Origin of the sequence: Kibdelosporangium aridum, from assembly GCF_900176515.1 — a bacterium.
In the GTDB taxonomy this organism is placed as follows: domain Bacteria; phylum Actinomycetota; class Actinomycetes; order Mycobacteriales; family Pseudonocardiaceae; genus Kibdelosporangium; species Kibdelosporangium aridum.
This window is the reverse complement of sequence record NZ_FWXV01000002.1, coordinates 1636902-1651941: the sequence shown is the minus strand read 5'-3', so window position 1 is coordinate 1651941 and position 15040 is coordinate 1636902. Positions and strand designations below refer to the sequence as shown.

Here is a 15040-nt window from a genome sequence, read left to right as displayed (position 1 = left end):
TCGCCCTATATCCCTCTAACGGGTTGTGCGAACAACTACCTGGCGTACATCCACCGATCAGCGGCGTGACTCTATCCACCCTGTGAAGTCACTGTGATGCGGGGTACGTTTACCGCGACGCCCATTCGGTTACGACCTGGTCAAGCACAGTGAGCGGGAGCGGCCCACTGCCGATCACGAGATCGTGGAACTTCCGGATGTCAAACCGTGACCCGAGCGCCTTTTCCGCCGCCGCCCTGATCCGTTGAATCTCCAGCCTGCCGACCATGTAGGACAGTGCCTGTCCCGGGTAGGCGATATAACGGTCCACTTCGGTCCCGATTTCCAGCTGCGGCATCGGCACGTTCTCGGTCATGTAGTCCACGGCCCGCTGCCGTGACCAGCCCTTGGCGTGCAGTCCGGTGTCCACGACGAGCCGCCCGGCCCTGGTCGCGTCCAGCGCCAACATGCCCAAGCGGGCGATGTCCCCGGAATACAGGCCCATTTCATCGGCCAGCCGCTCGCAGTACAGGCCCCAGCCTTCGACATATGCGTTGACGTCCGCCAACCGGCGCAACAACGGCAGGTCGTCCAGTTCGCTGGCGATGGTCAGCTGGAAGTGGTGTCCCGGCACGGCCTCGTGGAATGCCGTGGCCTCGGCGATGTGCTTGTACCGCTCTCCTGGCTGATATGTATTGGCGAAATAAGTGCCGGCGCGCTGGCCGTCCAATGACGGCGGCAAGTAATAGGCCATCGGCGCGCCAGGGGCTTCCGCCGCGGGCACGGGTTCGACCTTGCAGCTGTGTGACGGCACGTGCCCGAACCATTTCGGCGCTTCGGCTTCGGCCCGCTCGATGGACGCCCGTGCCGTGCTGAGCAGTTCTTCTTCCGAGCTCCACCGCAATGCCGGGTCTTCCCGCAGCCGGGTGAAGATCTCCTGAACATCCGTTGTCCCGAAGACGCGGGAGCCGACCTCGGCGAACTCCTCGAACAACGAGTCGATCAGGTCGAGTCCGGTCTGGTGCAGCTCCTCGGCCGAACGCTTGGTCGAAGTGTGCACACTGGACAGCCGGGCGTAGAGCTCGTCCCCATCGGGCAGCCAGGTCAGCCCCGGCTTCTCCGCCGGACGGCTGTGCGGGACGATCTCCTCGGCCAGGACGGCACGGTATTCGGCGAATGCCGGGCGGACGACCTCGTCGATGATCCGGTCGCGCTCGGCCACAAAGGACTCCGCCACTTCGGCTGGCGGCCGCGGCCTGCGCAGTGCGTCGTCGTCCGCGGACGCACCGATGTATCGGTCGAGGTGGGTGATCGCGGCCTTGACCAGGTGCGCGACCGGAACACGGCCGGCGGCAACGCCTTCACGGTGCCTCGCCGCGTAACCCTCCAGATACCCGGGCAGGGCCCGCAGCCTGGTCAGGTAGTCCGTCGCCTTCTGCGCGGTCGGCAACGTGGTCATCGGCAACAGCGTCAGCAGGCTGGCCGCCGGGCTGATGAACATGTCGGTGATCGTGTACTCGGCCAGCTTCGAGTCGACCCGGTCGGCCATGGCCCGCCCCTGCTGCGCCACCACGGCCAGGGTGATCGCGTCCTTGGCGTCCACTCCGGCTTTGTCGACCGCGTCGGCCCGCTCGGCCAGTTCCAGCGCACGCGCCTTGGTCGCCTCGTCCGCCGCCGCCGACGGATCGCCGACAAGCGCGTCGTACCCGGGAACGCCGAGGATCGACGCGCTGATCGGTTCACGGTCGAAGCCCAGCCGGATCAGTTCGTCCGCCAGTGCGTCGGCCTGGCTCGGAGGGGTCGTCATAGATCTAGAAACTAGTCGTTCAGACCCCACTTGCGGTGCAGCTGCGCCCGCCGCTCTTTCCACTCCTCCATGAACATCGGTAAACGTTCGTGCATGAAGGCGTAGAACTCCAAGGTCTCCTTCCACCGCAACCCCGCAGGCGTCTGTTCGCCAAGCAGCTCCATGCCCTCGCGCATGGTCGACTCCCAGCGGTGCATGGTCTGCTCGCGGCGGGTGATCACGTCGTACCAGAGGTCGTCCTTGACGACGTAGTAGTCACGCCGGGAGCCCGGCTCGCGTTCCCGCTCGAGCATGTTGACCTGGCCGAGGTAGCGCACCGCTCCGGAGATCGCGGCCGGGCTGACTTGCAGCGACTCGGCCATGTCGGTCGCGGTCATCCGGCCGGAGTCCTCACACAGCAACGCCACGAACACCCGGGCGGCCATCCGTTGCATACCGGCGTCCGCCAGCAGCGCGGCGTACCGCTCGATGAACCGTCCGATCGCGACTGGGTCGCGTTGCGTTTCCTGCGCCTCGCTCACCGCGACATCCTCTCCCGGGAGTTGGTTGCCGCATGTAAGTTTATACGCTTTCTTAACTTCATGACTTTGTGAAGTGAGTGTAACTTCTGGGTCATGACACCAGCGATATCCGTGTCCGGCCTGGTGAAGACGTTCGGCCGGACGCGTGCGCTCGACGGTCTTGACCTGACCGTCCACGAGGGGGAGGTGCACGGCTTCCTGGGCCCGAACGGCGCAGGCAAGTCGACGACCATCCGTGTTCTGCTGGGCCTGCTGCGCGCTGACGCGGGCACTGCCCAACTGCTCGGCGGCGACCCCTGGGGGCAAGCCGCCGAACTGCACCGCCGCCTGGCCTACGTGCCCGGCGACGTCACTCTCTGGCCGAACCTGTCCGGCGGCGAGGTCATCGACCTGCTCGGCAGGCTGCGGGGCGGCCTGGACGTGAAGCGCAAAGCCGTGCTGCTCGAGCGCTTCGAACTCGATCCCACCAAGAAGGGACGCACGTACTCCAAGGGAAACCGGCAAAAAGTCGCCTTGGTCGCCGCGTTGTCGTCGGACGTCGAACTGCTTCTGCTTGACGAGCCGACATCCGGCTTCGACCCGCTGATGGAGGCGATGTTCCGCGAGTGCATCGAAGAGGAGAAGGGCAAGCGGACAGTATTGCTGTCCAGCCACATCCTGTCCGAAGTCGAGGCACTGTGCGACCGCGTGAGCATCATCCGCAACGGCCGTACGGTCGAGACCGGGTCGCTCGCCCAGTTGCGGCACCTGACCAGGACCTCGATCGAGGCGGAACTGGCGGCCGAACCCACCGGCCTCGCCGAGCTGCCGGGCGTGCACGACCTGCAGGCCCGTGACAGCCACGTCAAGTTCGAAGTGGACACCGCCGAGCTCGACGGCGTGCTCAAACACCTGACCACGTTCGGCGTGCGGTCGCTGACCAGCCAGCCGCCGACGCTCGAAGAGCTGTTCCTGCGGCACTACGAGGACGAGCTGAAATGAAGACCCTCGTAGGCACCGGATCGCTGATCCGGCTGGCGCTGCGGCTCGACCGGGTCCGGCTGCCGATCTGGATCCTGGTCACGGTCCTGCTGACAGTCACGACGGCCGCCTCCATCGCGGACCTCTACCCGGACGAGGCGTCACGGCAGCAAGTCAAGACGACCATCGGCAGCAACCCCGCGATGACCGCGATCTACGGCGAGGTCTACGCCACATCCGTTGGCGCGGTGGTGATGTGGCGACTCGCGATCATCGGCGCACTGCTGGTCACGTTGATGAGCATCATGACGGTGAACCGGCACACCCGTCAGGACGAGGAAGCCGGACGGCTGGAACTGATCGGTGCGACCGTGGTCGGCAGGCACGCGCCCATGGCCGCCGCATTGATCGTCGCCACCGGCGCGAACCTGATCGCGGCACTGCTGATCGGGGCAGGCCTGACGGGTCAGAACCTGCCCGCGGACGGGTCCTTCCTCGCCGGGTTGACCTTCGGCGCCCTGGGAATCACGTTCGCCGCGGTCGCCGCCGTCGCGGCGCAGCTCGCCGAGAATGCCCGTACAGTCACCGGGCTCGCGGTACTCGCCATCGCGGTGGCGTTCGTGCTTCGGCTTGTCGGCGACGCGGGTTCGGCCACGTGGCTCAGCTGGCTCTCCCCGATCGGCTGGCTGCAGAAGGCTCATCCGTACGCGGACAACCGTTGGTGGATCCTGGGTTTGCTGCTGGTCGTCGCGATCGCCCTTGTCGGCCTTGCGTTCGCGCTCGTGAGCAGGCGTGATCACGGCGCGGGTCTGGTCCAGCCACGCCCCGGACCACCCGAGGCGAGCGCGTCGCTGCGCGGCCCGTTCAGCTTGGCATGGCGGTTGCACCGCGGGTCGATCATCGGCTGGATGGGCGGATTCATCGTCATGGGCGTGATGTTCGGCAGCATCGTCAACAGCGCGACGGACCTGGTGAAGGACAACCCGCAAATCGCCAAGGTCGTCGAGCAGATGGGCGGCAAGTCGGCCATGGTCGACGCCTTCATGACGGCGATCCTGGGCATCATCGCGTTGATCGCCTCGGCTTACGCGGTCGCGGCGACCCTGCGGCTGCGCGCCGAGGAGACCGCCGTACGGGCCGAACCGGTGCTGGCGACGAACGTCAGCCGCGTCCGGTGGGCCTTGAGCCACTTGGTGTTCGCGGTGGTTGGCGCGGCCGTGATGCTCATCGCCGCAGGCCTCGCCATGGGCGTGGCGTACGGCATCTCGGTGGATGACGTCGTCGGCCAGTTCGGCAATGTCCTTGAGGCAACGCTGGTCCAGCTGCCCGCGACGCTGGTCGTCGCCGGAATTGCCATGGCGCTCTTCGGTTTGGCGCCTCGGTACGTCATCGGGAGCTGGGCGGCGCTGACGGTCTTCTGGTTGCTGGGCCAACTCGGCCCGATCCTCCAGGTGCCGCAGTGGCTGATGAACGTCTCGCCGTTCACCCACGTGCCCAAGCTGCTCAGCAACATCAGCGCCGGTCCGCTGATCTGGCTGTCAGTGGTGGCAGTAGTGCTGATGGCCGCAGGTCTCGCCGGTTTGCGCCGCCGCGACATCGGCTGAGGCACGACGAAAAGTGGGTGAGCCGGGAACGGCTCACCCACTTCGCCATCTCAGGGACGGGTCAGACGGCAGCCGCCTGGGTCCGCAGTCGCCCGGTACGTGGTGTTCCAGTCCGGGCCGTAGTCAGCGACGTAGCCGAGGCCGTCGGGTGCGGATGGTCCCCACCGGTCTGACTCCGGGTAGTAGCGGTACCAACGCAGTGCGGGGTTCGAGCCCTCCTTGGTGCCCAGGCCGTAGAGGATGTCGGCGCCAGGCGAGAAGATCTGGGTGAAGACGTTCCATCCCACGCCCGCGGACTTGTTGCGCTGGACCCATTGTTTGGTGGTGTGGTTGTACTTGAACCGGTACAGCTCGCCTGCGGCGGTGCGCGCGTAGATCACGCCGTCGCCCGCGGCCGTGATCGAGTTGTAGTTCAGCCAACCGGTGTCCATCACGTCCCCGCTCGGGTTCACCCAGCTACGAGTGGTGTCGTTCCAGACATAGGAACGCAACTCACCGGCGGCGGTGATCGTGTAGATCCGGCCTTCCGCGTCCACCGTCATCCTGTTCGGGGACTGCAACTGGGGTGTCCAGCCTGATCCGATCCGCTCACCACCCGCGAGTGCCGCACCGTTTCGGCGCCAGAGCCGCAAGTCACCGTTGGCAAAGGGATCCGAGGCGTTGACCTTCCTGTGGACCTCCCAGAGCAGGCCGTTGCCACCGGCATACGTGGCCCCGAGCCAGCTTGGCCCGTAGGCGTCGATGTTGGTGTCCGGGCTCCACCCGATCTCGGCCCGGTAGTCCTCGACGTAGTCGCGCCACAGAATGCCGCCGCGGTTGGTGAAGATGTCGATCTCTTCGTCGCACTGGATGGCCAGATCCGGGGCTTCCTGGCGGATCCAGTCGTAGATGTCGTCAACGCGGACTTCGGTCGACTCGCTGCGAGTGTCCGTGACACCAAGGCAACCGCGTTGCCACGACGGGCCGTGGATGCCGACCAGCTCCAAAGTGCCGTTGTTGTCGCGGAAGGCGGGCCCGCCCGCATCTCCCTTGCACGTGCTCGAGTTACCGGAGACCGTGAACGACGTCGGGTTGACTGCCGTGACCGAGACGTCGGCGGCATGTGCCTGCTTCGGGATCCACTCCGTGCCTGTCCGGCCAGTTCCGACGATCTTGAGCGACTGTCCCAGTGCCGGTGGTGTCGTCGCGAGCTTCGTCCGCGAACCGAGCGGGTCACTGGCTTTGGCGAGCACGAGATCCCGGTCCCGGCGCGGCACGATCTCCTGGATGTACGTGGACGAGCTCTGCACCTGCCCGCCCGGGCGCGGCGCGTCCATGTATCCCGCCCGGTCCACGATGCTGTCGAGTTTGTACGGACCCGCGGGCAGGTTCTGCCACTGCTTCGGGTCGTCGGCGAAACAGCTGGCCGAGGACAGGATCCAGTACCTCGAGATGACAACCCCGGTGCACTCGTGATGTTTGCGCATGTAGGTGCCGGACTTCTCGATGGAGATCCGCACGACATCCGCGGCCGGGCCGTCGAACCCGGTGACCGGAGTGCCGCCGCTGATCGCCGAGGCAGGTACCGCGGCCACTGTCGCGGCCATCGCCATGGTCACGCCCCCGACCAGAACCGCCCTAAGAACACGGCGCGAGATGCTGTTCATCGCGAATCGTCCCCCTGTCACGGCGCTTCGGCCCTGATCTCCAGCAGTGTCTCCGGCGGATTGCCCGGCCCGGCGCCCTCACCGACCGGGGTCCACGCGTTCTTCTCGATCGGGTAGACCTTGGACTGGTTGTTCACCGTGAGCGTGGCTTCGACGTCCTTCTCGTCCCCCTTGATCGTGTAGACGCTGGGGATCTCCACGGTGATGAACGCGGTTGTGGGATACCGGCCGCCCCAGTAGGCGGGTTGTGCCTTGAAGCAGATACGGCCCTTCTCGGTGCTGCGCACCTCGATCAAGCCAGGCGGTCCGCAGTCGGTCAGCACGATGTTGCCGTCGCCCGCGATCACCTTGATACCGCGTTCGGCGAGGATCTGCGCGGCGCCCGGGTATGAGGTGTCCTCGACTGTGTTCGGCGGCGTTTCCTCCGGTGCCTCGGCCATGACCGGTGCGGCAAGTGCCACGGCGACAACGCCTGCCGCGACGGCCATTGTCGCCAATAGTCGGCGATGGACGCGCATATGCGCTCCCCTTCCTCATTCTGCACATGAAATGGTTCGACACCCTGAAAAGGGCAGCATTAATCACCGACACGCCATAAACCGACGTGCACCGAAAAGACACGCACTGAACTCACATACCCCCCAGCCGGGCATGCGCGGTGAAGGCGAATCAGCCGCGCTGGACTCCTCGCCGGTTCCCCCGGTTCACCAGTTGGACAACCCCCTTGCCACCTGGGCCTAAGCATCCGCGTCGCCGCGTAACGAATTGAACGTAGCGACGGTCAATCATATGCAGGTACCGCCGTTTGCCGCCTTCCGCGCTCAGGCAATCGGACCCATTGAGCCAACTGGACCGAAACCGATATTCGACCTGTCACAGCGGCCGATAACGGTGTACCTTCACCACTCGGAGCGTGCCGACATCGCCATGGCACGCCGGTTAGCGCACACCCTGAACACATATTTCGTTTTCGAAGGTTCCGGGATCTGGGGGTTGTATGTAATGGCGAGAATTCGTGCTGCCCTGTCCGCGTTCATCACGACGGCGTTGGTCGCCGGGCTGGTCACCGAGGTTCCGGTGGCAGCCGCCGCGCCTGACGATCCGGTCAGCGAACGCAGGCAAGTGGTCAACCTGCTCAAGACCGGTGGACCGGACACGGTCAAATCGGCCCAGACCGCACTGCTGGGCTCCGACAACGACGTCCGGCAGTTCCTGCAGACCGGTCGGCAGCTCGCGAGCGAACGGGACCTGCGTGTCCAGGTAACGCTCGTGCTCAGCGCCGGTGGCCGGGTAGTCAGGCAAGCCGCGCAGAACGCGCTCAACGGCACAGCTGCCGACCTGCGGGCTTTCCTTGACACAGGCTGGAAACAGCCGTGGGAGGAGGACCTGCGGATCCAGGTCACCCAGGCCATGGCCGCGGGTGGCCCCAAGGTGAAAGCCGCCGCCCAGCGGGCGCTCGACGGCACGCCGGACGACTTGCTCGTCTTCTTGCAGTCAGAGCAACAAAAAGCACAGGACGACGACGACACGATCCGCACCGTGCAACTGTTGTCGGCGGGCGGGCCCGAGGTCCGCAAGGCCGCACAACGCGCACTCGACGGGACGATCGAGGACGTCCGGGAGTTCCTCCGGCTCGGCTACCAGGCAGCCGCGGCACGGGATCAGGAGGTCATCTCCGTCTCCCAGCTGGCTGATCTGGCCAGGAGCGCCACGGCACGTGCCGTCGCGGAAACCCAGTCCGCCAAGGAAGCTTCGGATCGCGCGGTGCACGCGGCGCGGTTGGCGAAAGAGGCGGCCGCCAAGGCCGCGGACGAAACCAGAGCGGCCAAGGACTCGGCCATCCGTGCCGCGGAAGCCGCCGGTCGCGCCGCCGACGCTGCGAAACGTGCGGCGCAGGCCGCGCAAACAGCGCTGTCCGCGGCCGCGGTGGCCAACGAAGCCGCCCGGATCGCTGCCAACGCGGCAAGCCAAGCAGCGACTGCGGCAGCGTTGGCCGGTGAGGCCGCGTCACGCGCCAACAAGGCGGCGCAGGCGGCACATGCGGAGAAAGCCAAGGCAGGCCAGGCCGAACAGGCCGCGAAAGATGCCAGGGCAGTCGCCGAGGGCGCCAAGATGGCCGCTCAGGCGGCGCAAGCGGCAGGCCAGGCAGCACAAGCCGCGGGCGCCGCCGCGGTCGCTGCGGCGCGAGCCGGGCAGGAGGCCCTCGCCGCGTCGAACGCAGCCAAACAAGCCGGCGGATACGCCAAGGAAGCGGGCGCCAAGGCGGAGGAAGCCGAACGGGCCGCTGCCAACGCCAAGCGGGCAGCGGACGAAGCAACTCGCGCCGCCAACGTCGTCCAGGCGATCGCCAACGAAGCCGCCGCCGCCGCGTTCGAAGCCCGTGACGCTGCCAACCAAGCAGCCATACACGCCGAAAACGCTGCCACCCAAGCGGACTACGCGTTCAGGCACGCAGGCGAGGCCGCTGGGCAAGCAGACATCGCAGCACAGCACGCCGCGCGTGCGCAGCAAGCGTCCGACGAAGCGAGCCGCGCATCGGACAAAGCACGCCAGATCACTGTGATCGCGCGGAAGACTGACACCGAACGACTCGCTTCCCAGCAGGCGCAGGCCATGGCCGACGCCGACCAAGCGCTTGTCGTCGAAGAGGAGCGGAAGAAGCGGCAGGACTGGGAAGCAGGCGAGCAGGCCAAACTGGAGGCTGAGACAGCCCGGCTGCTGGCGGAGGCCCGTAATCCGGCGACACCGCCGGAAGTCGTGGTCGCCAACGGCCGCAAGGTCTCCGCACGCCTGGTCTTCACCGGTGGCGCCTGGCTGAAGACCGCGGCGGAGGACGCGCTCGCGGGCACCGAGGCCGACGTCAAGGAATTCGTCCGGATCGGACTCGACAACGCCACCGAGGCTGACGATCGCGCGTCGGTCAGCTACATCGCGGACTCCACGACCGTGCCCGCGATGCGCCAGGCCGCGATCACCGCGCTGAACGGAACCTGGGCGCAGGTCAAGCAGTTCCTGGACATCGGCCAGCACGAGATCCGGGCGGACGAGTACCGCATCAAGGTCGTGCAGTTGCTCAACGGAGCAGGACCCCGCGTCAAGGCCGCCGGGAACGCGGCGCTGAACAACGGCAGTGTGCAAGCGTTGCGCGACTTCCTGAAGACCGGCCACGCGGCCGCGCAGGAGGAAGACGACCGCGTCACCGTCACGCAGATGCTCAGCGCGGGCGGGCCGGAGGTCAAGGCCGTCGCGCAGGCAGCGTTGTCCGGCCCGGCGTCATACCTGCGTGACTTCCTGCAGACAAAGGTGCATACGGCGAAGCAACGTGACGCCGACACCGCCTCGCACGTCGCCAACATCGACACCTATCTGGCGGGCGCGGCGATGTCCGCCGCCGAAGCCAAGGTCAGTGCGGCACAAGCACTCCATGCGGCCGCCATCGCCCGTGGCGCGGCGCAGGAAGCCGAGCTCTGGGCGCAGGCCGCCAGGGAAAGTGCCGACCTGGCCAAGCAATACGCCGACGATGCGAAGGAATCGGCGAACCAGGCACAACAGTCCGCCGACCAGGCGGCCCAGTCGGCGAAGCTCGCACGAGAAGCAGCTGCCGCGGCGCAAGCGGCTGCGCAGGCCGCGGCGAAGTCCTCGGCACAAGCCCAGGCGTCGGCCGAAAAAGCCCGCGCGTCCGCCGATGAGGCATACGCGGCAGCCGAACGCGCTCGTGCCGACGCGATCGCCGCGGGCAAGAGCGCTGCCGAAGCCGCGAAGGCAGCAGCTGACGCCGCCCGGATCGCCGCTGAAAAGCAACGGCAGGAGCAAGAACAGAAGCGACAGGACGACGACCAACGCCAGAAGGACCTGGAAACCGGGGTCGGTACCCCCGGCACCGGTGACGACCCGGACATCGACTACAGCCAGTTCCGGTCGGACAACGACATCCTGCTCGCCGAGGGCGGCCAGGAGATGGTCGACCGGTACCGCGGCTCGGAGAGCGAGTCCCGCAAGGACGTGCTCGACTTCGTGATCTCGGTCGGTGGCCAGGTGTTCCTCGACCTGATCGGCTGGACCGACGCGAAGAAGTGCTTCACCGAGGGCGACATCGGCTCGTGCATCTGGACGCTGATCAACGCGCTCGGCCCGCTCAAGCTGATCAAGGCAGCGCTGAAGCTGCCGGAGATCGGCACCGCGATCTTCAAGATCGTCCGGGGGCTCGGCGCGTTCCGCGACGGAGTGGCGGCCGCGCGTTCGTTCGTCGAACGAACCCGCACCCTGATCAGGGACATCTTCGGCCGGATCAAGAATCCCTGTGCGCCCAACAGTTTCACCGGTGACACCCGGGTACTGCTTGCGGACGGGACCAGCAAGGCGATCAAGGACGTGACGGTCGGCGACCGGGTGATGGCCACCAACCCGCAGGCCGAACCCAGTGTGACCGGGGCACGCGCGGTGACGCGGTTGATCACCAACTTCGGCAAGAAGAACCTCGTCACGATCAGCGTGGCCGGTGGCGGCTCGATCGACGCGACCGACCAGCACCCCTTCTGGGTCGCCAGCCAGCAAAGGTGGCGTGACGCCAAGGATCTCGGGCCGGGCGACAAGCTCCTCGCCCCGGACGGCCACTACGTCACCGTCACCGCGACGCATCCGTGGGTCCAGCGGGTCGCGGTCTACAACCTGACTGTCGCAGGTCTGCACACCTTTTACGTCGTCGCCGGGGATGTCGCGGTTCTCGTGCACAACTCCGGTGGTGCGAAGGCCTGCGCGATCGGTCAGGCAGGCGAGGCGGCGATCGGCCGGACCAAGTACAGCGGCCCGCTGATCCCGATCAACGGGCGCAACCGCAAGCCGGACTTCCTCGACCAGTGGGATCTCGGCGAGGCCAAGAACGTCGGCTACCTGTACCTGTCCACGCAGATCAAGGACTACCTGCAGATCGCGAGGTCACGGGGCCTGAGCTTCACCATCTACGTCCGCACCAACGGCCGGACCAAGCTGTCCCAGAAGCTGTGGGACTGGATCAACGACAACAATGTGGAGATAAAAGAGATCATCCCCTGAGAGGAGCGGGCCGGTGGCGGACCGTGAACTGGTCGAACGGATCCTCAACGACCCGGCGCTGCGCACCGAGCGCCCGGCGGATCCCCAGTACACCAAGGCCGCTGCCGGCCTGATGGCCGAACTGGACGGGCTGGTCCCCGATCTGGCGCGGTTCGGGCTGCCGCTCGACTACGTCCAGGACCTGTACCTGCCCGCCATCGTGAAGTACGACGAACAAGGCAATGAGGTGTCCCGCCGTCCGGTCGACTACCGGGCGGCGGTGCCCGTTCTGCTGAAGTGGCTGCCTGAGGTCCGCTACTACCCGGTGGCCGAGTCGATCGTCCGGGCGGTGTCGGTCCGGTTCGCCAAGAAGCAAGCCGTTCCGGTGCTGTTGCGGGTGTTCCGCGATCTGCCACCGGTCAAGCCGGAGCAGCGCCGTGAGGTGCTTCGGACGTCGATTGGCTCGGCTCTGGGCAATTTCGCCGACGCGTCGATCGCCGACGAGCTCATCGACCTCGCACAGGACCGCTCACTCGGGGCGGCCCGCGCGGGCATCGTCAACCCAGGGCTGCCGAAGACCAAGGATCCCCGGGGCCCTGACGTGTTGCTGAGCCTGCTGGACGACCCGGCTGTGGCTCCGTACGCCGTTCAGTCGCTCGGCAGGTTGCGGCACGCTCCGGCTCGGCCGCAGTTGGAGCAGGCGCTGACCAGCCCGGACGAGAACGTCCGAGCTCAGGCGAAGAAGGCGTTGAAGCGGTTGGGGTGAGCCGGTTGTTGTGTGGGGGCGGGCGCACGGACCCGTCCCCACCAGCACCCCACATGTTGCTCCACATCGCCCGCCGTGCCAGGCGGTGCCCCCGCGAGGATTCGAACCTCGGACCTCGGCGTTCGTAGCGCCGCGCTCTATCCAGCTGAGCTACGAGGACTTAAAGAAAAGAGCCGCCGAATCGGATTCCCGATCGGCGGCTCTCGCGCGTCGAATCATTTCCTCAACGCGGAGAGCCAGCCTGAGCTGCATGGAAGCTCATGTCACGGTCGTCCTCTCGGTAACGCCACGCGTTCATTCTTGCTTCCTCCCTTCCGTTGTTGATGGACATAACTATGACCGATTCGCCGAGTGTGGTCCACCGATTATTCGCCGTCCGGAGGTCTGGACCAGCCGGTCCGGCGGCAGTAGCCTCTGTAACAGCTGAAAACGTATTCATCCTATGTTTCCCTGGCAGCGACGCCGTGAGGAGAGCCATGAGGACGAAGCTGTTACTGGCCATCAGCTGCTCCGCCGCGCTGTTAGCGGCGTCCTGCGGTGCGCCAGAGCAGAAGCAGCCCGCGCAACAGCAACAACAGTCCGGTTCCGCCGAGCCGGTCAAGCGGCCCGACCAGCCGGTCAAGCTCACGGTCGCGGATGTGGCAGGCAACCTGCAGCTCACCCAGAAGGCCATCGAGAAGTTCCGTGACGACCGCAAGGACCTGGTCGCCAGCGTGGAGTTCACCCGGTCCACGGCACCGGAGCTGCCCGGCAAGATCGACGCGCAGCAGAAGGCCGGGCGCGTCGAGATCGACCTCGTCCTCACCGGCACCGACGCGCTGGCGGCGGGCGCGTCGAAGGGCCTGTGGGAGAAGGTCGCCGACAACGCCAAACCCGTGCTCGGCGACTTCGAGTCGACGCTGCAGGAGCCGGCCAAGCGGATGCAGCAACTGGCCGAGGGCAACGGGATCATCGTGGTGTACTACCCGTCCGGCCCGCTGATCGAGTACAACCCGGCGAAGGTGCCCAACCCGCCGAAGACCGCGCAGGAGCTGCTCGACTGGGCCAAGGCCAACCCGAACAAGCTGATGTACGCCCGTCCGGCGAACTCCGGCCCTGGCCGGACGTTCCTGATGGGACTGTCCTACTTGCTCGGTGACAGCAACCCGAAGGACCCGAAGGCAGGCTGGGAGAAGACCTGGCAGTACCTCGCCGAACTCGGGCAATACGTCGAGTACTACCCGTCCGGCACGTCCGCGGTGATGAAGGAGCTCTCCCAGGGCACGCGCGACATCGTGGTCTCGACCACCGGCTGGGACATCAACCCACGCGCGCTCGGCCAGGTCCCGAAGGAGATGAAAACCGCCGCGCTGCAGGGCTTCCACTGGGTCGCCGACGCGCAGTACATGGTCGTTCCCAAGGGCGTCTCGCCCGAGAAGCGATACGTGCTCTACGAGCTGATGAAGTACATGCTCAGCAAGGAAGCCCAAGCCCAGACCTACGACCAGGGCTACTTCTACCCCGGCCCCGCGGTCAAGGACGTGCCGCTGTCGATGGCACCAGCCGAGTCGCAGAAGGCGATCACCGAGTTCGGGCGCCCCGAGTACGAGGCGCTGATCAGGGACAACCCCATCGAGACACCGCTGGACGCCAACGCCATGGTCGCCGCGTTCGAGCGGTGGGACAGGGAGATCGGCGGAAGCAAGGTGAAGAAGTAGTGCCGCGGTCGTCGCCGTCGCTCGCGAAGCTGGAGCTGACGGGCGTCAGCCGGGACTTCGGATCCGTGACCGCACTGGACGGGCTGAGCCTCACCATCACCGGGGGCGAGTTCATCGCCCTGCTCGGCCCGTCCGGCTGCGGCAAGTCGACCGCGCTGAACTGCCTCGCCGGTCTGCTTCCGCTGACCGCGGGACAGATCACCCTCGACGGCAAGCGCGTCGACACCCAGCCAGCGGAGAAGCGCGGCTTCGGCATGGTGTTCCAGAACTACGCGCTGTTCCCGCACCTCTCGGTCGAGCGAAATGTCGCGTTCGGGCTGAAGATGCGCGGGGTCGGCAAATCCGAGATCCGTGACCGGGTCCAGGAAGCGTTGCAACTGGTCCATCTGGAGCATCTCGCGCGCTCGCATCCCGGCCAGCTGTCCGGTGGCCAGCAGCAACGGGTCGCCATCGCGCGGGCGATCGTGTTGCGGCCGCCGTTGATCCTGATGGACGAGCCACTGTCCAATTTGGACGCAAAGTTGCGGCTGGAGATGCGCACCGAGATCAAACGGCTGCACCAGGAACTGGGGCTGACCACGATCTACGTCACGCACGACCAGGAAGAGGCGCTGTCGTTGGCCGACCGGCTCGTGCTGATGAAGGACGGCAAGGTCCAGCAGATCGGCACGCCGGAAGAGCTCTACGCCAAGCCGGTCACGCCGTTCGTCGCCGACTTCATGGGGTTCCGCAACCAGATCCCCGGCACGGACTCGTTCACGTTCGCCGACGCGACGTGGACCAGTGATTCCACCGTGACCGGCGCGTCGATCGCGATGTGCCGCCCGGAGGACCTGCGGGTCGGGGTGCCGCAGAACGCCATCGAGGTGACCGTCGAGGTCGTCGAGTACCACGGGCGCCAGTTCCTGCTGGAGGTCCGGACCGAGTCAGGGCTCGCGCTGCATGCGGTGTCGCCGGAGGCTTTGGCTCCCGGTGACAAGGTGAAAGTCGGCGTCGCGCCGGACCGCCTCTTGGTGTTCGGGTCATGAG

General features: G+C 66.5%; 10 protein-coding genes and 1 tRNA gene. 6 read left to right on the top strand and 5 right to left on the bottom strand.

Features of this window, described 5'->3' with window-relative positions:
* Window positions 1-109 precede the first annotated feature (109 nt).
* Both B9C43_RS17410 and B9C43_RS17405 read right to left on the bottom strand, forming a co-directional pair.
* Complete coding sequence (locus tag B9C43_RS17410) at window positions 110-1786, bottom strand: DUF885 domain-containing protein (protein ID WP_084427551.1); 1677 nt, start codon at window positions 1784-1786, stop codon at window positions 110-112.
* An 11-nt stretch (window positions 1787-1797) separates the two neighbouring features.
* Complete coding sequence (locus tag B9C43_RS17405) at window positions 1798-2307, bottom strand: GbsR/MarR family transcriptional regulator (RefSeq protein ID WP_033392696.1); 510 nt, start codon at window positions 2305-2307, stop codon at window positions 1798-1800.
* Window positions 2308-2400: 93 nt separating this feature from the next.
* Here B9C43_RS17405 and B9C43_RS17400 point away from each other — a divergent pair, with 93 nt between their 5' ends.
* Both B9C43_RS17400 and B9C43_RS17395 read left to right on the top strand, forming a co-directional pair.
* Window positions 2401-3288 (top strand): ABC transporter ATP-binding protein, encoded by an 888-nt coding sequence (locus tag B9C43_RS17400; RefSeq protein ID WP_033392695.1) that lies wholly within the window; start codon window positions 2401-2403, stop codon window positions 3286-3288.
* On the top strand, window positions 3285-4871 hold the full coding sequence (locus tag B9C43_RS17395) for an ABC transporter permease (RefSeq protein WP_084427549.1): 1587 nt from the start codon (window positions 3285-3287) through the stop codon (window positions 4869-4871). Before B9C43_RS17400 ends, B9C43_RS17395 begins: the two co-directional genes overlap by 4 nt.
* Window positions 4872-4921: 50 nt before the next feature.
* Here the strand turns inward: B9C43_RS17395 and B9C43_RS17390 are convergent, their stop codons facing one another.
* Together B9C43_RS17390 and B9C43_RS17385 are read right to left on the bottom strand one after the other, a co-directional pair.
* Entirely contained in the window at window positions 4922-6517 is a 1596-nt protein-coding gene (locus B9C43_RS17390) for a tachylectin-related carbohydrate-binding protein (RefSeq protein WP_084427547.1), read from the bottom strand.
* A 17-nt stretch (window positions 6518-6534) separates the two neighbouring features.
* Window positions 6535-7035 (bottom strand): hypothetical protein, encoded by a 501-nt coding sequence (locus B9C43_RS17385; RefSeq protein ID WP_143446370.1) that lies wholly within the window; start codon window positions 7033-7035, stop codon window positions 6535-6537.
* Window positions 7036-7519: 484 nt separating this feature from the next.
* Between B9C43_RS17385 and B9C43_RS17380 the strand changes: the two genes are divergently transcribed.
* On the top strand, window positions 7520-11569 hold the full coding sequence (locus B9C43_RS17380; protein WP_160096544.1) for a polymorphic toxin-type HINT domain-containing protein: 4050 nt from the start codon (window positions 7520-7522) through the stop codon (window positions 11567-11569).
* A 13-nt stretch (window positions 11570-11582) separates the two neighbouring features.
* Window positions 11583-12314: a HEAT repeat domain-containing protein gene (locus B9C43_RS17375; protein ID WP_084427543.1), complete on the top strand. Its 732-nt coding sequence runs from the start codon at window positions 11583-11585 to the stop codon at window positions 12312-12314.
* Window positions 12315-12400: 86 nt separating this feature from the next.
* Here the strand turns inward: B9C43_RS17375 and B9C43_RS17370 are convergent.
* Window positions 12401-12474, bottom strand: a tRNA-Arg gene (locus B9C43_RS17370).
* A gap of 316 nt (window positions 12475-12790) precedes the next feature.
* Here B9C43_RS17370 and B9C43_RS17365 point away from each other — a divergent pair.
* A complete protein-coding gene (locus tag B9C43_RS17365) occupies window positions 12791-14011 on the top strand; it encodes an ABC transporter substrate-binding protein (RefSeq protein ID WP_084427541.1) in 1221 nt (406 codons plus the stop codon).
* The gene (locus B9C43_RS17360; RefSeq protein ID WP_084427539.1) at window positions 14011-15039 is read left to right on the top strand and encodes an ABC transporter ATP-binding protein; all 1029 of its coding nucleotides are present in this window, start codon (window positions 14011-14013) and stop codon (window positions 15037-15039) included. The genes B9C43_RS17365 and B9C43_RS17360 overlap by 1 nt, the downstream gene beginning before the upstream one ends.
* Window position 15040: the final 1 nt, after the last annotated feature.

Bases quoted from the DNA above. Each gene is read 5' to 3' on its own strand.
- B9C43_RS17410 (WP_084427551.1), bottom strand. From the start codon at position 1,786: ATGACGACCCCTCCGAGCCAGGCCGACGCACTGGCGGACGAACTGATC.
- B9C43_RS17400 (WP_033392695.1), top strand. From the start codon at position 2,401: ATGACACCAGCGATATCCGTGTCCGGCCTGGTGAAGACGTTCGGCCGG.
- B9C43_RS17395 (WP_084427549.1), top strand. From the start codon at position 3,285: ATGAAGACCCTCGTAGGCACCGGATCGCTGATCCGGCTGGCGCTGCGG.
- B9C43_RS17390 (WP_084427547.1), bottom strand. From the start codon at position 6,517: ATGAACAGCATCTCGCGCCGTGTTCTTAGGGCGGTTCTGGTCGGGGGC.
- B9C43_RS17385 (WP_143446370.1), bottom strand. From the start codon at position 7,035: ATGCGCGTCCATCGCCGACTATTGGCGACAATGGCCGTCGCGGCAGGC.
- B9C43_RS17380 (WP_160096544.1), top strand. From the start codon at position 7,520: ATGGCGAGAATTCGTGCTGCCCTGTCCGCGTTCATCACGACGGCGTTG.
- B9C43_RS17365 (WP_084427541.1), top strand. From the start codon at position 12,791: ATGAGGACGAAGCTGTTACTGGCCATCAGCTGCTCCGCCGCGCTGTTA.